This is a genomic window from Limnohabitans sp., from assembly GCF_040400975.1.
GTDB lineage: Bacteria > Pseudomonadota > Gammaproteobacteria > Burkholderiales > Burkholderiaceae_C > Limnohabitans_A.
The window spans coordinates 226,598-244,550 of sequence record NZ_JBBAPF010000002.1; the positions used below are offsets into that span (position 1 = coordinate 226,598).

The window sequence follows — 17,953 nt, forward strand, 5'->3', positions numbered from 1 at the left end:
GGGGTCAGGTGCCGATCACGCCGCCATCTTTTTTGCGAATGGCCACCGTGGATGAGCGGGGCCGCCCACCGGGGGTGTAGTCGGGCCAGTTGGAGTATCTGGCGGGGTCGGCCGGATCGCTGCGGTCGCTCGGTGTTTCCCCGGGGTGCTGGATGCTGATGAACATGGTGGTGCCGTCCGGGGTCAGGTCGACGCCGGTGACCTCGCAGTTGGTGGGTCCGGTCAAAAAGCGGCGAGTTTCGCCCGTGACCGGATCGCAGGCCAGCATCTGGTTGTTGCCCACGCGGGCCAACTCGCCTTTGTACATCTGGGTGGCATGGGTGTCGGTTTGTATCCACAGCACGCCGCGCTGGTCAAAGGCGATGCCATCGGGGCAAGCGTAAATGTCGCCCCGGATGTTGCCCTTGGCCTCGGCGCGTTCGTTGGCAGGGTCGCCCGCCAGCACCAGGTGGTTCCATTCGAAGCGGCGGCCGTCAAAGTCGCCCTCTTCTTTCCAACGGATGATCTGGCCCATGACGTTGTTGGCCCGTGGGTTGGCCGCATCGACCCCGGGTCTGCCAGGCTCGCCGCGCTGGCTGTTGTTGGTCAAGGTGCAATAGACCCAGCCGCTGTCCGGATCGATGGTGAGCCATTCGGGCCGGTCCATCTTGGTGCCGCCCAGCAGGTCGCTGGCTTGGCGGGCCTTGATGACGACTTCGCCTGCGTCGGCAAAGCCGTTGGACGCCGTCAGAGGCCCTTGGCCGTGCACCAGTGGCAACCACTCGCCTCGGCCATCGGCGTCAAAGCGGGCCACGTACAAGGTGCCGTGGTCCAACAATTCTTTGTTGGCCTGGGCTTGGGTGAGGCCATTGCCCGCCGGAGCAATCTTGTCGCGGCTGACGAATTTGTAGATGTATTCAAAGCGGGCGTCTTCACCCGAATAGACCACGGCGCGGCCATCTTTCGTCACCCCCACCCAGGCGCCTTCGTGCGCAGCGCGGCCCAAGGCTGTGCGCTTGATGGGGGTGCTGGTGGGGTCCATCGGATCGAGTTCAACCACCCAGCCAAAGCGGTGGAATTCGTTGGGGTTTTGTTTCAGGTCAAAGCGCGCATCGTGTTTGTCCCAGGCGTACAAACCGTCTTTGCGTGCGCCCCAGCGGCGCTGGTCGGGCGTTGGGGTGTCGGCACCGCCAAAATAAAAAGCGAAGTTTTCTTCGCCCGACAAGTAAGTGCCCCAGGGCGTTTTGCTGCTGGCGCAGTTGTTCAAGGTGCCCAGCACGGTGCGCCCTTGCGGGTCGGCGGCCGTGCGCATCAGGGCATGGCCAGCGGCAGGGCCGCCCACGCTGAAGGGCGCGCTCATGGTCAGGCGGCGGGCGAAGCGCGAGGGGCGCACCATCTGCCATTGTTGGTTCTTCAGCTCGACCTCAAAGACCGACAGGCCGTGCGCGTTTTGTGATTTGCGCACCTTTTCGGGGTTCATGGCGTTGAAGCCGCCCACATGCAGCAAACCGTCGTCGGTGTATTCGTGGTTGATGGCGATCAGTCCGCGGCGCGATCCGGCAAGCGGGAAATAGACCAGGCCATCGTGGTGCATGCCCATTTGCACAGCTTGCTCGTCGGCGGTGTTGGAGCCGTCCATTTTGAATGCGGGCATGTGGCCCGGGATGCCCACTGGCTCGCCCCACGGGGCCAAAGGCGTGGCCACATAGCCTTCGGGTACCACCAGCCGGTCGCCCATGCCCACCGGAATGCCTTTGAAGCTGATTTTGGGCTGCGCGGGTCCCCAGCTCGCACAGCCTGCCAACGGGGCGAGCGCCGAGGCCAGCGACAGGGCCACGCCACTTTTGAGAAAGCTGCGGCGGGACTCGGCCAGCACATCATGGATGCTGGGGTTGGACGAGCGGTTGCTGTCTTCCATGCTGCTGAAATCTTTGGCCATGATGGGTTCACTCTTGGGGTTGAAATGGGTGGATGGGTTGAGACTGTGGTGTGGGCATCAGGACGCGTAGGGGGCTTGAGAAGAGGTGGTGATTGATTTTGGACCGGGTTGTGGTGTGTGTTGGCGCCGTAGGTGACACCTGGCCGTGTAAGGCCTGTCGATAATCCACGATCCAACCCCGAAGGAGAACCGCATGGCAGGTGCGTTGAATGGATTGCGTGTGCTGGATTTGACCAGTGTCCTGATGGGGCCCTTTGCCACGCAACTCATGGCCGACATGGGTGCGGACGTGGTCAAGATCGAGTCGCCTGCCGGGGACACGGTGCGCGGTATAGGGCCCATGCGGAACACGGGCATGGGCTCGATCTTTTTGCATGTCAACCGCAACAAGCGCAGTGTGGTGCTGGACCTGAAAAAGCCTGAAGGCTTGGCTGCTTTTTTCAAAATGGTGGAGACGGCCGATGTGGTGGTCTACAACATCCGTCCCCAAGCCATGCAGCGTTTGGGCATCGACTACGAGCGGCTCAAAGCCATCAATCCGCGCATCATTTATGCGGGCCTGTATGGCTATAGCGAAAAGGGGCCTTATGCGGGTAAGCCTGCTTACGATGATTTGATTCAGGGTGCTGCGGCCGTGCCCAGCTTGATGAGCCGGGCCAGTGGTGGCGAGCCCCGCTATGTGCCCCTGACGCTGGCCGACCGCACGGTGGGCCTGATGGCGTCCAATGCCATCTTGGCGGCCGTGATTGCACGCCACCAAACGGGTTTGGGCCAGGCGGTGGAGGTGCCCATGTTCGAGACCATGGCGCAATACGTGTTGGGCGAGCACATGGCCGGTGCCACCTTCGAGCCGCCCATGGGCGAGACCGGTTACCCGCGCTTGCTGGTGCAAGAGCGCAGGCCATACCCCACCCGCGATGGTCATTTGTGTGTGTTGATTTACACCGATCGGCATTGGCAGAAATTTCTGGGTCTGATTGGCCAGTCGCAGCTGTTTGAACAAGACCCGCGTTTTGCCAGCATTGGCGCACGGACCCGGCACATCAACGACTTGTACCGCCTGGTGGCGCAGGCTATGGCCACGCAAAGCACAGAAGTTTGGATGGCGCGGTTGAATGAGGCCGACATCCCTTGCATTCCCATGCACGACATCGACAGTTTGCTGCATGACCCACACCTGCTGGCGGTGGGCATGCTGCAGGAAGTGGAACACCCCAGCGAGGGCCATGTGCGCGAGATCGGTGTGCCTGTCAGCTTTTCTGGCACACCGGGTTTGACCGTGCAAAAACCTGCACCGCGTTTGGGCCAGCACAGCGCCGAAGTGTTGCGCGAAGCGGGCCTGAGCGAAGAGGCGGTGCAAGCGCTGCTTGCGATGGTGCCCGCAGTTTTGTAGGAGCCCACCCTGTGGGCGATGGCCTGCATAGATTGGAATCGCCCACGGGGGTGGGCTGCTACAGGGAAATTTCCTGAATTTGGGTGGCCCTAGGCTCACTCGGCTTTGGCGCCCGAGTCTTTCACGGCTTTGGCCCAGCGCGGCATTTCGGTGCGCAGGTGGGCGGCGTACTCGGCGGATGTGCCGCCCAAAATCTCAGCGCCTTGTGCCGCCAGACGGGCGCGCAGATCGGGGTGGGCCAGCGCCTTGTTCACTTCGGAGTTGAGCTTTTGAATGATGTCGGCCGGGGTACCGGTGGGCACCACAATGCCTTGCCAAGCGGCGGCATCAAAGCCGGGCATGCCCGATTCGGCCAGCGTGGGCAGGTCCGGCAAGAGGCTGGAGCGCTTGATGCTGGTCACGGCCAGACCGCGCAGGCGGTTGTCACGCACATAAGGCAAGACCGTGTTGATGGTGTCAATCATGAACTGCGTTTGACCCGCTGCCAGATCCACCAGGCCCGGGGCGCTGCCTTTGTAAGGAATGTGCTGGGTCTGTACGCCGGTCTGCGTGGACATCATGGCGCTGGCCAAATGCGTGATGGTGCCGGTGCCGGATGAGCTGTAGTTCAGCGCACCGGGGCGTGATTTGGCCAGGTCGAGAAATTCCTTGACGCTGCGCGCAGGCAGCTGCGGGTTGACCACCAGCACCATGGGCACGCTGGCCGTGAGGGCCACGGGTGCGAAGTCTTTCAGGGTGTCGTAGTTGACCTTGCCGTAGAGCGCCGGACCAATCACGATGGCCGATGTGTTGTAAAAAATCGTGTAGCCATCGGGTGTGGCTCTGGCGGCCAGTTCAGCGGCCAGGTTGCCACCCGCGCCGGGTTTGTTGTCCACAATCACTTGTTGGCCCAACTGCTCGGACAGTCGTTGTGCCAGTACCCGTGACACCAGGTCGGTGGGGCCGCCGGGCGGGAAGGCGATGATCATGCGCACTGGCTTGTTGGGCCAGCTTTGGGCCCAGATGCTGCTGGCCATGAGTCCCAGAAAAAGACCCGTCAAAAATCGAAGAAAAGTGGTCATGTAAATACTCCTCAGGAATTGAACTGATCTAACACCTGGCCTGGCCCGTGTGGATGATCCACATAGTCCTGACCGTCGTGCACTTTCACGCCATTGACCCAGACGCCATGCACGCCAGTGGCCTCGCGCACCATGCGCGTGCCGCCGCCGGGCAAGTCCTGGCGGGGCAAGGGTTTGGAGATGCCCACGGTGGCTGGGTCGAACAGCAAAAGGTCGGCGGGCAAGCCCACTTGCAAACGGCCACGGTCGGGGATGCGAAAGCGGTCAGCGGGTTCGCTGGTCAGGCGGCGCACGCCTTCAGACAGGGTGAAGTGCCCGGTCTTGCGCACCCAGTGCGCTAAAAAGTACAGGCCAAAGCCCGCATCGCACATGTAGGTGAGGTGGGCGCCCGCGTCCGACAGCGTGATCACGCTGGCCGGGTGCTTGAGCGAGGGGGCCACACCGTCGTCGTTGTTGTTGAAAAATTTACCCACAAAATGGGTGCCCAGGTCTTCAGACAGGGCCAGGTCAAAGAACACATCCACCGGGTCTAGGCCCCGTTGATCGGCCAGCGCCTGGATGCTCACACCTTCAAGCGTCTGGTTTGCCGGGTGCATGGTTTGTCCGACTTCGATGTGCCGCCAGTTGCCCAAAAACAAAATGCCCGCCTTGGGCTGGCGCAGGTTCTGGCGGAAGGCTGCGCGAAACTCAGCCGATCGGTACAGCGCTGGCAATTGGTCTGGCGTGGCGGTCTTCACCGCATCAAAGGCCGCATGGCTCAGCAGCACATAGGGGTCGGTCAAGGTGAAGTCAAAGGACAGCGGCTGGCAGCTGGTCAGCACATACAACTCATTGCCACGCGCCAGGGCCTGGGCACAGCGCTCGTAATAGGTGGCTCCCAGGCCAGGGTTGCCCTCGTTGTACATGGTCAGCACGGTGGAGATGTAACCGGGACGGCCCGTGTCTTGCACGATGGACTCCATCACATCGGGGCTGGCGCGGGTGCCGGTGGCCATCATGAAGATACCCTTGTTTTTCTCGCCCAGTACCCCGGCCAAAGCCCGCAATTCACCTTCAGAGGCGATGGTGGAGGGCATGGGAATGCCGCCGAAACCGCTGTGGTTGGGCGAGAACGAAGACGCAAAGCCAATGGCACCGTGGTCCATGGCGTCGCGTACCAGGGCCTGCATGGCCTGCAGTTGTTCGGTTGTGGGATCGACCCGGGCGGAGCCGTCTGCGCCCATCACGGCGGTGCGGATGACCGAGTGGCCTGCGAACACGGCGGTGTTGACATAGGGACCGATGCGGCGCAGCTGGTCCATGTATTCGCCAAAGGATTCAAACTGCCAGTTCACGCCCGTCAGCAAGGATTGCAAGTCCATGCCCTCGACCACCGACAGGTTTTTCAGCATGGTTTCGCGTAGGGGCGCAGGGCAGGGTGCAATGCCAAAACCGCAATTGCCAATGACCGCTGTGGTCACCCCCAAGGCGGGTGAGGGCGAGAGGGTGCGGTCCCAGGTGACTTGCGCGTCGTAGTGGGTGTGCAGGTCCACGATGCCCGGCATGAGGGCCAGTCCCTGGGCATCGATGTTGTCTCGGGCAGGGCCGTCCACCTGGCCGATGTGGGTGATACAGCCTTGCGAGACAGCCACATCGGCCCTTTGAGGGGGGCCACCCAGGCCGTCGTAAACCTGTGCATTGCGGATGATCAAGTCATGCATCTGTCAAATACCTCGCTGCGGTGAAAGTCGAGCGCGGGGGACATGCCCAACGATTTTTGGACTATAGGCAGTTGCCTGCTGGAACCTGTCGCGCGTTTGATATCAGGGTTTTCCAGACGTATCTGCTCAGCTTGAGCCTCAACATTGACGACCCACAAGTGGCCCATGCTGGGAATCGTCGAGCACCGATCGCTGTCACACAAAGCAATGCCAGCATTAGACGAAAACGCCAAGCGCCGAAATAATGGGCTGCACCACGTGTCCCGTTTTTCCCTGTGCCGTGAAGTGTTGGACAAAAGATTGGCCATGACGGGTGAGTACATGAAGACTATGTTTGAAAAAGGGGTGTTGGCATGAGCCAGCTCGATTCGTTGAACCCGTCGGCCATTCCGGTGCAAGACGAAGCATTGCGGCATGAGGTGCGGATTTTTTTGACCGAAGCCATGCGGGGTGTGCCTGCCCATGTGCGTGCACGCTCTTGGATGGGTTATGACCCCGAGTTCAGCCGCGAGTTGGGCCGCAGGGCTTGGCTGGGCATCACGTTTCCACAGGCCTATGGCGGTGCGGGCCGCAGCGCATTTGCACGTTATGTGCTGGTGGAAGAGTTTTTGAACTTTGGCGCGCCTGTCGGTTCACATTGGATCGCCGACCGTCAAAGCGGCCCCTTGTTGCTCAAGTACGGCACTGAAGCGCAAAAGCAGCGCTACTTGCCGGCCATTTGCCGGGGCGAGGCTTTTTACTGCATTGGCATGAGCGAGCCCGGTGCGGGTTCGGACTTGGCGAGTGTGCGCACCCGTGCGGTTCCCAATGAATCGGGCTGGTTGTTGAATGGCCAGAAAATCTGGACCACCAACGCCCACAATTGCCACTTCATGATCGCGCTGGTGCGCACCAGTGGCGAGGCGACCGATCGCCACAAGGGCTTGTCGCAGGTGATCGTCGACTTGTCTTTGCCGGGCGTCACGGTGCGACCCATCGTGGACCAGTCGGGCGACAGCCATTTTTGTGAAGTCTTTTTTGAGAACGTGCAGCTGGGGCCGGACGCCTTGGTGGGCGACGAAGGCGGGGGCTGGGAGCAGGTCACAGCCGAGCTGGCGTTTGAGCGCAGCGGCCCCGAGCGTCTGTATTCCAGCATCGCCTTGTTCGACGAATGGCTGGCCTATGTGCGCACGCCGCAAGGCCGCACACCACAGGCGCAGCGCCTGGCGGGCAAGATTTTGAGCCAGTTGGCACCGCTGCGCGCCATGTCGGTGGCCATCACCGAAAAACTCACACGCGGCGATAGCCCCGTGGTCGAGGCGGCGCTGGTGAAAGACCTGGGCACGGGCGTGGAGCAGTTGATTCCGGCGGCGATTGCCGACGATCTGTTTTCGCGCGCCGACTCCGATGTGCCTGCCGAGCTGCTCAACACCCTCAACTACATCACGCAGGTGGCGCCCAGCTACTCGCTGCGCGGCGGCACGCGCGACATCCTGCGCGGCATGATCGCCCGCGGCTTGGGTCTGCGCTGAAAAGGAAATACCATGGACGATCTTTTTGCCGATGCGGTCAAAGCGCTGCTCACCGACCACTGCACACCTGCGGTGGTGCGCGCCATCGAAGCGGGCCAATCGCGCACCGCGCTGTGGCAAGCGCTTGAAGACTCGGGCTTTACCGATGCGCTGGTGCCCGAATCTGTGGGCGGATCAGGGCTAACTTTGGCCGATGTTTACCCGGTGCTGGAGTTGTGCGGCAGCTTTGCCGTGCCCGTGCCTTTGGGCGAGACATTGCTGGCCCGTGGCCTCTTGGCCCATGCGGGCGTGGCCCCGCCCACAGGCCCGGTGGTGTTTGGCATGGGGCACATGGGCGGTGATGGCCGTCTGCACTGCGCGCAGGTGCGTTGCGGTACACAAGCCGACTGGGTGCTGGTGTCGTGTGGCGGTGTCAGCCGCTTGCTGTCTACCGCCGATGCCCAGGTGCAGCTGGCCGGGTTTTGTCTGGACGCACAGATGAGCTGGCCTTTGTCGGCCTGGGAAGCCGCACAGGCGGTACCTGGAACGCACGATCTGGTGACGCTGCAGGCGGCGCTGTATGCGGCGCAGTTGGCCGGTGCCCTGATGGCCGTGTTCAGCCGCACGCTGCAATACGCCAATGACCGTCAGCAGTTTGGCAAACCGATTGGCAAGTTCCAGGCGATCCAGCACCAGCTGAGCGTCATGTCCGAGCACGCCTTTGCCGCCCGCATGGCCGCCCAGTTGGGGCTCTGTTCGGCGGACCCAGTGCCCGACCGTCTGCGCGTGGCGATGGCCAAGGCTCGCACCAGCGAGGCGGCGCTCGAAGTCGCTGGGCTGAGCCATTCCATCCACGGTGCAATTGGTTTCACGCGTGAGTTTGACCTGCAGCTGTACACCCGCAGGCTGCACGCCTGGCGTCAGGCGGCCGGCTCTGAATCTTACTGGCACGATGTGTTGGGCCAAGCTTTGCTGGACAGCACGGAGCCGCTGAGCCTGGATCAGATTCGCACACTCACCGACACGGTGCTTTGATTTTTTTAAACAGGAAACCCCATGAGCGCTTTTCTTAACATCACCCGTGAGGGCAGCATCGTGATCCTCACCATGAGCCAACCCGAGACCCGCAACGCCCTGACGGGCAATACGGCGGTCGAAGAGTTTGTGCAGGCTTGCGCTGACATTGGCAAGGACACCCGCATTCGGGCGGTCATCCTCACTGGCGAAGGTCCGGTTTTCAGTTCGGGAGGCAACGTCAAGGACATGCTGCGCTACCAAACGCAACAGCTCATGCCCGATGTGATCCGCGAGGAGTACCGCAACGGTATCCAGCGCCTGCCCAAGGCGCTGTACAACCTGGATGTGCCTGTGATTGCCGCCATCAATGGCCCGGCGATTGGTGCTGGGCTCGACTTGACCTGCATGTGCGACATCCGCATCGCGTCGGACAAGGCCACCTTTGCCGAGAGTTTTGTGAAGGTGGGCATCGTGCCGGGCGATGGCGGGGCCTGGCTCTTGCCCCGAGCCGTGGGTGCATCCAAGGCGGCCGAGATGGCTTTCACGGGCGAGGCCCTGTCGGCCGAGCAGGCGCTGGCCTGCGGACTGGTCTCGCGGGTGGTGGCACCCGATCAATTGATGCCCGAGGCACTGGCGCTGGCGCGCAAGATTGCGGCCAATCCTGGGGGGGTGTTGCGCATGACCAAGCGTTTGCTGCGTGAGGGCGAGCGCAGCTCATTGGAGTCCTTGCTCGAGCTTTCAGCGGGCTACCAAGCCATTGCCCACATGACCACCGACCACCATGAAGCGGTCAATGCCTTCATTGAGAAACGCCCACCTCAATTCAAAGATTGAGATCTGGCGTTTGCCCAGCGCTTCAACTTTGCAGGGGTTCAGTCTGCCTTGGCGCCAGAGGATCTGACAATCGGGCCCCAGCGTTGCACTTCGGCCCTGCTCATATCGAGCATGACCTCAGGGCTTGTGCCCATGATGTTGTAACCCAACTCGGTCATTCGCTTCACGAAATCGGGTGATCTTGTGCCTTTGATGGCTTCAGCGTTGAGTTTCATGACCACGTCGCGTGGTGTGTTGGCAGGCACAGCCAAACCAAACCACACGCCAGACTCATAGCCCGATACACCGGCTTCTGCCAAGGTTGGCAATTCGGGCAGCAAGGGATCACGCTTGGAACCCGTTGTGGCAAGTGCCTTGAGCTTGCCTGATTTGATGTGGGGGATGGCAGATGGGATGTTGTCAAACATCATCATGACTTGACCACCCAGAAGGTCGGTCATGGCGGGTGCGCTGCCTTTGTAGGGGATGTGTGTGATGTTGACGCCCGTCAAAGATTTGAACATTTCGCCTGACATGTGAATGCTGGTGCCGCTGCCGCTGGAAGCGTAATTCATGGCTCCGGGCTGAGATCTGGCCATGGCAATGACTTCGGGCACAGAGTTCGCTTTGATGGAGGGGTGCAAAACCAAGACATTGTTCAAAGAAACCAAAGCAGAGACGGGGACCAAGTCTTTGTTGGGGTCGAAGGGCATCTTGGCGTACAGCACCGGGTTGATGGCTTGTATGCCACTGGTGGTCATGAAAATGGTGTAACCGTCAGGATTGGCTCGGGCCGCTTCGGCGCCACCAATGTTCCCGCCTGCACCGGGCCTGTTTTCGACGGTCACAGGCTGGCCTAAATTTTTGGATAATTCTTGTGCAATGGCCCGCGAAGCGATATCTACAGCACCGCCAGGGGGGAAGGGGCAGATCAGTCGCAGGGGTTTATTGGGAAAAGCCTGAGCCAAGGCCGCTGGGGATGACAGCAATGCCCCGGCCATGCTCACAGAAACCGCCAAAGATGTGACCCAAGAAAATGAGGGTCGTAACTTGATGAATGCCATGTGATGTCTCCTGATTATTGAAATCGAACTCCAAAACTCTTTACTTTTGAAGTTAGGAGTTCAGATTATTGGAAATGTTTGCGATGTGCAAGACCTTCCTTGTCAGTTTGACATTCGTGAGCTGACTTCAAGTCACCAGAGTTCCAAGGCGACGCTGATGCCGTCATCCAGACGGGCGCAATTTGACCTCGGCGGCAACAACGCAGCTGTGGCTCAGTGGTTCGCAGCGACCGTCTGCCGTCTGCGCTTGGCCAGTATCCTGGCTGAGTTGAGACCCGTCAGGACCATGATGGGCCACAAGAAGGTGCAGACCATGGCCCACAAAACGCGACCGCCCAAAGTGGAGCCACCCTCCGGCGTATCGACCTGGTGTGGCCCCTCGCTGAAGAGGTGGATGTAAGAGAACGTTGAGAGGCCGAAAACAAGGCCAAACAAGAGGAACAGATAGATGTAAATGTTCAAGGCAATCTCCTTAATGAGGACCACCTGGATTGGTGGTTGACCTGATCTCCAGTGAATATTAGATCAATGCAACAAAAATTTGACAATTTATTTTGTCAATAAACCGTTACTCGTGGGGTTTATCCGTTCGCGAGCCATGGGGAGTCGCCAGCGTGAACGTCAAATGGACAAGCACCCATGATGATGAATCTGTGCATCGTGCTTCATCCGCACCATCAGGTGTCCAAAAATTTTCGATTGTCAAAATGAACCATTCCCTAGACGAGACCATTGCATTCATCCAATCTTGTGAAACTTCTTGGTCGCGTGACACCTCGCCGCCTTGGGGTATCCATGACATGGATCCCCCGCCCTACAACCGCTTGTATGGTCCGATCCATGGGCGTGGTCCTGTGTCCGGTGTGGTGTTTCACAAAAACCAGATGTTGGCCGAGTGGGGGGAACCTCACAAGGCAGACCTGACGTTCAGCGTGGCGAAAACTTACTTGGCCCTTCTGGCAGGTCTGGCATTTGACCAAGGGCTTTTGAAAGATGTTCACACCCCGGTTGTTCAACAATGTCCTGGCATTGGTTTTGAGGGCGACCGGTTGTCGCGCATCACTTGGCACCATTTGCTGCAGCAAACCAGCGAATGGGAGGGGACTTGTTTGGGCATTCCGGAACAAGTGGATCGGTACCGTTGGCTGGCTTACCAAACGGGGCAAGCGACCGGTAAGAAGGGCGATGCAAGGCCTTTGGGCGAGCCGGGTTCCAGGTTTGAGTACAACGATGTTCGGATCAATCAGCTGTCATTGGCCTTGCTCCATCTGTTCAAGAGGCCCTTGCCTGAAGTGTTTGAAGAATTTTTCAGAAAACCCCTGGGATGTTCAGATGCGTTTCAATGGGTGGGTTACGAGCAAGGTTGGACGGATGTCGATGGTCAGCGCATGATGTCGGTGCCGGGGGGCAGTCACTGGGGTGGGGGCATTTCCATCTCTGCCATGGACCAGGCCCTGATTGGCTTGATGTTGATGGGGCAAGGCCAATTCAAAGGGCAACAGATTTTGTCGAAGCAATGGCTTCAAATGATGCAGCAGCCCTGTGATGTGGCGCCTTACTATGGCTACTTGATTTGGCTGAACAAGGATGGGGCGCTGTTCAAAGATGCACCGCGCAGTTCATGGTTTGCCATTGGCGCGGGGTCGTCTGTGACATGGGTTGACCCTGTGTTGGAGCTGGTTTGCATCATGCGTTGGATCGATGCTTCAAAAACCAACGACTGCATTGCCCAAGTGATGCAATCTCTGGATCTGTAACTGGCCTTTCTACATGCGGGATTTTTCAAAAGGGCATGATCAAGCACCTTCCCTGAAACGAAAACACCATCACCATGCAAAGACGTCAATGGCTTCAAGCCGCTGCTTTAACGCTCGTATCGGGTACTCTCTTGTAAAAAATCGTGCTCGCGCAAGTGACCACGGTCGAGGTCTGGAAAGACCCGAACTGTGGTTGCTGCCAATTGTGGGTTGAACACTTGCAGGCCCATGGTTTCAAGGTCAATGTGCGCGACGTAGGCAATACCGCTGCGCGCCAGCGACTGGGCATGCCCGAGAAATTGGGCTCCTGCCACACCGCCACCGTTGGCGGGTATGTCATTGAGGGGCACGTCCCTGCTGCCGATATTCGCCGACTGCTCCAAGAGCGTCCGGTTGCGCTGGGGCTTTCGGTGCCCGGTATGCCCATAGGCAGTCCTGGGATGGATGGCCCCGAGTACAAAGGCAGAAAAGATGCCTTTGTTGTGCTGTTGGTGCAAAAAGATGGCAGCGCCAAAAGTTTTCAGACTTACCCAGCGAAATCCCGCATGGTCTAAACAGGCGCCAGCACGTGCTGTGCCTCAACTTGGTTTGTATTTTGTCCATTCCCCTTTCTCCCTATTTGGAGCGCGAGTTGCGCTCTGACCACGCAGGCGAAACCGGCGCCGTGAGCATCTACCGCGGCATCGAGGCGGTTGCCAAGTGGCGAGGAGACTTGGACTTGCTGGCATTTGCACGCATGCACGGCAAAACGGAAGCTGAGCATTTGGCACTTGTGGAGTCGTGCTTGCCCGTGGCCATGCGAAGTGCTCTTTTAGGGCCATGGCGTTGGGCCGGTTGGCTGACAGGTGCTTTGCCTGCTGTGTTTGGTGCGCAGGCCGTCTATGCCACCATCGCAGCAGTAGAAACTTTTGTCGATCAACATTACCAACAACAGATCGATCATCTGCTACAGCATGGTGGCCCAGATGGGTTGCTGGAGCTTTTGCTCAAGTGCCAAGCTGACGAGCAGCACCACTGAGATGAAGCGGCAGCTTTGGCAGGTCCCTCGCGCCACTGGCTGTCGAGGGCATGGTGTGGGACGGTGGGTTGGGGCTCTGAAGCAGCCGTAGTCTTGGCTCGTCGATTTTGATGGGCGACTTGAAAGAAGCCGCTGACGATCAACAAAAGGCGATGCTGCCCGGCTGCTGCGCGAACTCAAAACCCGACCCTCTGGGGCCTGATGTTGTCCAACCACAATGGTCTGTCAAGCTGAGACAGGCCCGATCTATCGAGCGAGAATGAAACATGAACAATTTAAAAATCGCCAAAATCAGGAATATGTATGCCGGCACACAGGGTAGCCCTGTGTGATGCCTAAACGCTCAGCATCAGGCCCATCGGCATCGTGATGGTGCAAACATCTGTCAACGACCAAGCCAGTGGTCGCCAAGACATGCGCCCCGACCAAATGCGTGATGCGCTTTGGGCTGGCATCCTCAAAAGTCTGGGCAGTGCCAGCGATTGAGTTCAGTTTTCGCCGCGCAATTCCACCCGCCTGATTTTCCCGGAGATGGTCTTGGGCAGCGTGTCTCTGAATTCGATCTCTCTGGGGTATTTGTAGGGCGCGGTTTGCTCTTTCACGAAGTTTTGAATTTCGACAGCCAGCGCATCTGATGCGTTGTAACCCTTGGCCAAAATGATGAAGGCCTTGACGATTTCGCCGCGCAATTCATCGGGTTTGCCAATGACAGCAGCTTCGGCCACGGCGGGGTGTTCGATCAGCGTGGATTCGACTTCAAACGGGCTGATCCGGTAACTGGAGGACGAGATGATGTCATCCGAGCGGCCCACAAACCAGATGTAGCCGTCCTTGTCTCGTTTGGCGGTGTCGCCAGTGTAGTACCAGCCATGTCGAAATGATTTCGCGGTGGTTTGGGGGTCACCGTAGTAGCCCCTGAAAAGCCCCGGTGGGTAAGGGTCGGTGACCTTGACCGCAATATGGCCCACCTCATCATCGGCGACCACTTGACCGTCATCGTTGATCACGTCGACATGCAAGCCTGGACAGGGTTTGCCCATGGAGCCGGGGCGGATGGCCATGCCCGGAAAGTTGGCGACGATGTTGATGGTTTCCGTTTGGCCATAACCGTCGTAAATGTCGCAGCCGGTGGCCAGTTTCCAAGCCCGCATGGCTTCGGGGTTGAGCGGTTCGCCGGCACCAAAGCAGTGGCGAAGCGAGCTGAAATCAGCGCCGGACAAATCGGCTTTGGCCATGACGCGGTAGACGGTGGGCGGCGCACAAAATGTGCTCACTTTGTGTTTGGCAATGATGTCCAAATGCATTTGCAGATCAAAACCTTCTCCGTCGTACAGCACGATGGTGGCGCCAGCTGTCAATGGGGGGTAGAGCAGGCCCCAGGCCGCTTTGGCCCAGCCGGTATCGGTCAAGGTCCAGTGCACATCACTTTCGCGCAAATCTTGCCAGTAACGTCCCGTGATCGAATGGGCCAAGGCATAGGCATGGTCTCTTTCGACCATCTTGGGCAGTGAGGTGGTGCCGGAGGTGAAATAGATCAGCATGCACTCATCTGAGCGCGTGAGCGGGATTTTTTGGCGGTCTATGCTGGGCGATTGCGCCGCGCACATGTCTTCAAACGAATGCCAACCGGCTTTGCTTTCGCCCACCAGTATTTTGTGTTGGAGGGTCGGGCAAACCGATTCGATCGATTCAAGTGCTTGCGCGTGGGGCGTGCCGACCACCGCCACCGATGCGCCGGAACGGTTGAGCCTGTACTCCAGATCTTTGGCTTTGAGTTGGTTGGTGCCAGGCATGGCAATGGCCCCGATCTTGGCGCAACCCAACAGCACAAAATACCACTGTGCAATGCGCGGGAGGACCACCAAAACCGAGTCACCTTTGCGAACACCTAGAGCCAACAGCGCGTTGGCAAACCGGTTCGATTCACGTTCAAGGTCGCTGTAGTGGTAGTGCGTGACGTTCTGGCCGCTTCGGTCAATGGCGATCAAGGCCAGCTTGTCATGGGTCTGTGCACGCTTGTCCACCACGTCAAAGCCAAAGTTGAAAAACTCTGGAACGGTGAAAGAAAAGTTGGCTCGGGCGGTCTCGTAGTCAAAAGAAGGAAACGGGGTTTTCATGGGTCAAATTATGGATGGAAGTTTGTCAATGGCGTTTTCGCGGATTCGCAAGATCAGCAAGGCCACCACGCCACTGGCAATCAGCCACATGGAGACATGAATTGCCTTCTGTGAAATGGCATACGTGACGCTGGAATATGTCAGCCAAGCGCAAACAGCACTGAAAACCAGGGGCAGTAGCGGATACAGCGGCACTTTGAAGGGCCTGACGGTCTGGCGGTCTGTCTGCCTCAACCAAATCAAGGACAGACCGACCAAACACAAAAATCCCCAAAAAACAGGTGCTGTGAACTCGACCATGGCAGAGAAACCATCGGCTTCTTGCGTCCCCAAAATGATCAAACCGATGCTGATGAGGGCTTGCAGCAACAAGGCTGGTTTGGGGCTGCCGATCTCCAATTGCCACTGTCCCAATTTGCGCAAAGCCTTCCAGTCGCTGCCCACCGCGAAGTTGGTGCGTGCGCCCACAAACATGGTGGCGTTGATGCTGGTCAGTGCAGCGATGGCGACGAACAAACCCAAAGCCTTTTGCGCCCAAGGGCCAAATGCCAAACCCAACAGGTCGGCCGCTGCGGTTTTGCTCTGACTCAATCCATTCAAGCCAAGGCCCAAAATCAAGGCCACATTGACCAGCAAATAAATGGCGGACAAAGCGACCATGCTGGCCAAGATGACCCAGACCATGGTGCGCGGGCCGCCTTGCAATTCGGCTGAGATGTACGCAGATTCATTCCAGCCGCCAAATGTCAGCAAGACAAAGACCAGGCAAAGCCCCCACTGAGAAGCAGCGGGTGCTTGGGCAAACCATTGGACAGCGCCTGAGGCGGGGGCATCTACCCAAAAGCCCGCCACCACAATGGCCAGCAATCCGACGATTTCGGTCGCGGTCAGCCAGTTCTGAATTTTGGAGGAGGCGTGGATGCCGAGAAAATTGACAGCGGTGAGAAAAACCACAACGCCCAAGGCCCAGATGGCACTGGAAAAAGCTCCCAGGGGCACCAGTGTGCTCATGTAATCGCCGAAAACGAAAGCCAAAAGAGCGATAGAGCCCGTGTTGATGATGGTGGCGCGAGACCATCCGTAAATGAAAGAGAAATCACGCCCAAAGGCACGTTTTAAAAAATGGTAGTCACCGCCAGCACTGGGGTAAGCCGTGCACAGTTCGGCGTAACACAGGGCGCCGATGATGGAAATGAGTCCCCCTGCGACCCAGAGCACCAAGGCCCAGCCCGCGTCGCCACTGATGCCTGCCACCATCGACGGAGTTTTGAAAATGCCTGCGCCAATCACGATGCCGATGATCAGCGCGATGGCAGACAACGGGTGAAGCAAGCGCAGCATGTTGACGGAAGCGGTGTGGTCAGTGTTCATGGTCTGGGAAAAAATAGGAAAGTTCGGAAAGCTCGGGAAAGCTGGAGATCACTGACGAACGCCTTCAATGGAAGCGTTGGTGAAACCGGAACTCACACTGCCGGTCAAGCGCTTGCCCTCCACCCGTCCTGTGAAGGTGTGTACCGTTTGGTCCGGTGCACTGAAGCGGAATTTGAGTTCTTCACCCTGCAGTCTCGCGCCCATCAGCGCTTGGGTCACACCGCCACGAGTCATGGTGCCGCCGATGTGCTGAAAGGTTTGGCTCATTCTCAAGCGCACAGGACCACCTTCCAAGCCGGAGATGACCCAGTCACCTGCAACCTGTGCAGGCACCATCCAGTAATAGGCGCGTGAATAGTCGTGCTGCATGGTTTCGTCGGGCTCCCAATCGCCCATGGTGAACGCGTGAGACACCACGCGGGTACCAGGCTTCATTTTGAGCAAAGTGGGTCGAAGCTGAAGGTTCAGGTGAGACATCAGGTACAGCGTGACGACTGTCGCGGATGAGAAGTCCTCTTTGAAGATGTCGCCTGTGATGATGCGGACCTTGTTGCTCAGCCCCGCTTCATTGACTTTGCGACGGGCAAATTGGGCCATATCGGGGTTGAACTCAATGCCCACCGCTTGGGCACCGAACTTGCGTGTAGCCGTGATGGCAATGATCCCGTCTCCTGCCCCCAAGTCGAACAAGCGATCTTGTTCTGTGACTTTGGCCGCTGTCAGCATTTTGTCGATCAGACCTTCGGGTGTCGGGATCCAGATCACATCTTTGCCCGCTTGACCCCGGATGGGTTCCCAGGCTGTGTTGGGGGCTTTGTTGTCGGTGCTTGCGCTGGCTGTGGAGGCGTGGCCGCCCAACATGATGAAGGCCAAAAAAGTAGCCGTCCAAAAAGATTTCGTCTGCATCAAAACTCCTGTTGAATGGGTGATGTCCGATCTGCTGTTCCATCGACACACCCCAAAAATACCCAAGTGATTAAACCATCGCCAAGCCTGTCGTTTGTTTCATTTGTCGGACAACATCGTTACGTGGAAACCCTAGTTTTCGGCGTTTTCTGGTCTGTACAAATGAAATTGGCTACAGAGTTTTTTTGAATCAGTGATGGTTTAAAAATCAGAAAAAATGAAGTGACTTTTAGCGTTTTCTTTAGTCATTACCACGTTGGAAATTCAATAACCTGGCATTCCCCCAAATCAGTAGACAAATAATGATGTCAAAACTGAAGAGGAGCCA

At 58.4% G+C, this 17,953-nt stretch carries 16 protein-coding genes; 8 read left to right on the plus strand and 8 right to left on the minus strand.

All coding sequences use genetic code 11. The features are described 5' to 3' along the window. Positions 1-4: 4 nt before the first annotated feature. Positions 5-1,918 carry a PhoX family protein gene (locus tag ABWQ00_RS03085; protein ID WP_353237193.1) on the minus strand — a complete coding sequence of 638 codons (1,914 nt, stop codon included), beginning with the start codon at positions 1,916-1,918 and terminating at the stop codon, positions 5-7. A gap of 193 nt (positions 1,919-2,111) precedes the next feature. On the opposite strand from ABWQ00_RS03085, the gene ABWQ00_RS03090 reads away from it, so the two are divergent. Beyond that, positions 2,112-3,311 carry a CaiB/BaiF CoA transferase family protein gene (locus ABWQ00_RS03090; RefSeq protein WP_353237194.1) on the plus strand — a complete coding sequence of 400 codons (1,200 nt, stop codon included), beginning with the start codon at positions 2,112-2,114 and terminating at the stop codon, positions 3,309-3,311. Between the two features lie 95 nt (positions 3,312-3,406). Here the strand turns inward: ABWQ00_RS03090 and ABWQ00_RS03095 are convergent, their stop codons facing one another. After that, the gene (locus ABWQ00_RS03095) at positions 3,407-4,372 is read right to left on the minus strand and encodes a Bug family tripartite tricarboxylate transporter substrate binding protein (protein WP_353237195.1); all 966 of its coding nucleotides are present in this window, start codon (positions 4,370-4,372) and stop codon (positions 3,407-3,409) included. An 11-nt stretch (positions 4,373-4,383) separates the two neighbouring features. Then, a complete protein-coding gene (locus ABWQ00_RS03100; protein WP_353237196.1) occupies positions 4,384-6,072 on the minus strand; it encodes an N-acyl-D-amino-acid deacylase family protein in 1,689 nt (562 codons plus the stop codon). 165 nt (positions 6,073-6,237) lie between these two features. Here ABWQ00_RS03100 and ABWQ00_RS03105 point away from each other — a divergent pair, with 165 nt between their 5' ends. Genes ABWQ00_RS03105 through ABWQ00_RS03120 form a run of 4 tightly spaced genes read left to right on the plus strand, consistent with a single transcriptional unit; the run spans position 6,238 to position 9,413 of the window. Next, positions 6,238-6,429 (plus strand): hypothetical protein, encoded by a 192-nt coding sequence (locus ABWQ00_RS03105; protein ID WP_353237197.1) that lies wholly within the window; start codon positions 6,238-6,240, stop codon positions 6,427-6,429. Then, entirely contained in the window at positions 6,426-7,583 is a 1,158-nt protein-coding gene (locus ABWQ00_RS03110; protein WP_353237198.1) for an acyl-CoA dehydrogenase family protein, read from the plus strand. The genes ABWQ00_RS03105 and ABWQ00_RS03110 overlap by 4 nt, the downstream gene beginning before the upstream one ends. Before the next feature lie 12 nt (positions 7,584-7,595). Further along, positions 7,596-8,597: an acyl-CoA dehydrogenase family protein gene (locus ABWQ00_RS03115; protein ID WP_353237199.1), complete on the plus strand. Its 1,002-nt coding sequence runs from the start codon at positions 7,596-7,598 to the stop codon at positions 8,595-8,597. Positions 8,598-8,618: 21 nt separating this feature from the next. Beyond that, entirely contained in the window at positions 8,619-9,413 is a 795-nt protein-coding gene (locus tag ABWQ00_RS03120; RefSeq protein ID WP_353237200.1) for a crotonase/enoyl-CoA hydratase family protein, read from the plus strand. Between the two features lie 38 nt (positions 9,414-9,451). Here ABWQ00_RS03120 and ABWQ00_RS03125 read toward each other — a convergent pair whose 3' ends face one another. Both ABWQ00_RS03125 and ABWQ00_RS03130 read right to left on the minus strand, forming a co-directional pair. After that, complete coding sequence (locus tag ABWQ00_RS03125) at positions 9,452-10,456, minus strand: Bug family tripartite tricarboxylate transporter substrate binding protein (protein ID WP_353237201.1); 1,005 nt, start codon at positions 10,454-10,456, stop codon at positions 9,452-9,454. 213 nt (positions 10,457-10,669) lie between these two features. Then, entirely contained in the window at positions 10,670-10,918 is a 249-nt protein-coding gene (locus ABWQ00_RS03130; protein WP_353237202.1) for a hypothetical protein, read from the minus strand. A gap of 245 nt (positions 10,919-11,163) precedes the next feature. Between ABWQ00_RS03130 and ABWQ00_RS03135 the strand changes: the two genes are divergently transcribed. The 3 genes from ABWQ00_RS03135 to ABWQ00_RS03145 all read left to right on the plus strand — a co-directional run bounded on the left by ABWQ00_RS03135 (position 11,164) and on the right by ABWQ00_RS03145 (position 13,231). Then, positions 11,164-12,213: a serine hydrolase domain-containing protein gene (locus ABWQ00_RS03135; RefSeq protein WP_353237203.1), complete on the plus strand. Its 1,050-nt coding sequence runs from the start codon at positions 11,164-11,166 to the stop codon at positions 12,211-12,213. Positions 12,214-12,356: 143 nt separating this feature from the next. Continuing rightward, on the plus strand, positions 12,357-12,767 hold the full coding sequence (locus ABWQ00_RS03140) for a DUF411 domain-containing protein (protein ID WP_353237204.1): 411 nt from the start codon (positions 12,357-12,359) through the stop codon (positions 12,765-12,767). Between the two features lie 14 nt (positions 12,768-12,781). Then, positions 12,782-13,231: a demethoxyubiquinone hydroxylase family protein gene (locus ABWQ00_RS03145; RefSeq protein ID WP_353237205.1), complete on the plus strand. Its 450-nt coding sequence runs from the start codon at positions 12,782-12,784 to the stop codon at positions 13,229-13,231. Between the two features lie 488 nt (positions 13,232-13,719). On the opposite strand, the gene ABWQ00_RS03150 is transcribed toward ABWQ00_RS03145, so the two are convergent. From ABWQ00_RS03150 to ABWQ00_RS03160, 3 genes are read right to left on the minus strand one after another with little or no spacing between them, the layout of a single operon-like run. Next, positions 13,720-15,348, minus strand: a complete 1,629-nt coding sequence (locus tag ABWQ00_RS03150) for an acetate--CoA ligase (RefSeq protein WP_353237206.1) — start codon at positions 15,346-15,348, stop codon at positions 13,720-13,722. Positions 15,349-15,351: 3 nt separating this feature from the next. After that, positions 15,352-16,719, minus strand: coding sequence for an APC family permease (locus ABWQ00_RS03155; RefSeq protein ID WP_353237207.1), 1,368 nt, complete (start codon positions 16,717-16,719; stop codon positions 15,352-15,354). Positions 16,720-16,767: 48 nt separating this feature from the next. Beyond that, positions 16,768-17,625, minus strand: a complete 858-nt coding sequence (locus ABWQ00_RS03160) for an SAM-dependent methyltransferase (protein WP_353237208.1) — start codon at positions 17,623-17,625, stop codon at positions 16,768-16,770. Between the last annotated feature and the right edge of the window lie 328 nt (positions 17,626-17,953).

Excerpts from the sequence above, each read along its gene's own strand:
- ABWQ00_RS03085 (WP_353237193.1), bottom strand. The coding sequence starts at position 1,918 with ATGGCCAAAGATTTCAGCAGCATGGAAGACAGCAACCGCTCGTCCAAC.
- ABWQ00_RS03090 (WP_353237194.1), top strand. The coding sequence starts at position 2,112 with ATGGCAGGTGCGTTGAATGGATTGCGTGTGCTGGATTTGACCAGTGTC.
- ABWQ00_RS03095 (WP_353237195.1), bottom strand. The coding sequence starts at position 4,372 with ATGACCACTTTTCTTCGATTTTTGACGGGTCTTTTTCTGGGACTCATG.
- ABWQ00_RS03100 (WP_353237196.1), bottom strand. The coding sequence starts at position 6,072 with ATGCATGACTTGATCATCCGCAATGCACAGGTTTACGACGGCCTGGGT.
- ABWQ00_RS03105 (WP_353237197.1), top strand. The coding sequence starts at position 6,238 with ATGCTGGGAATCGTCGAGCACCGATCGCTGTCACACAAAGCAATGCCA.
- ABWQ00_RS03110 (WP_353237198.1), top strand. The coding sequence starts at position 6,426 with ATGAGCCAGCTCGATTCGTTGAACCCGTCGGCCATTCCGGTGCAAGAC.
- ABWQ00_RS03115 (WP_353237199.1), top strand. The coding sequence starts at position 7,596 with ATGGACGATCTTTTTGCCGATGCGGTCAAAGCGCTGCTCACCGACCAC.
- ABWQ00_RS03120 (WP_353237200.1), top strand. The coding sequence starts at position 8,619 with ATGAGCGCTTTTCTTAACATCACCCGTGAGGGCAGCATCGTGATCCTC.
- ABWQ00_RS03125 (WP_353237201.1), bottom strand. The coding sequence starts at position 10,456 with ATGGCATTCATCAAGTTACGACCCTCATTTTCTTGGGTCACATCTTTG.
- ABWQ00_RS03135 (WP_353237203.1), top strand. The coding sequence starts at position 11,164 with ATGAACCATTCCCTAGACGAGACCATTGCATTCATCCAATCTTGTGAA.
- ABWQ00_RS03150 (WP_353237206.1), bottom strand. The coding sequence starts at position 15,348 with ATGAAAACCCCGTTTCCTTCTTTTGACTACGAGACCGCCCGAGCCAAC.
- ABWQ00_RS03155 (WP_353237207.1), bottom strand. The coding sequence starts at position 16,719 with ATGAACACTGACCACACCGCTTCCGTCAACATGCTGCGCTTGCTTCAC.
- ABWQ00_RS03160 (WP_353237208.1), bottom strand. The coding sequence starts at position 17,625 with ATGCAGACGAAATCTTTTTGGACGGCTACTTTTTTGGCCTTCATCATG.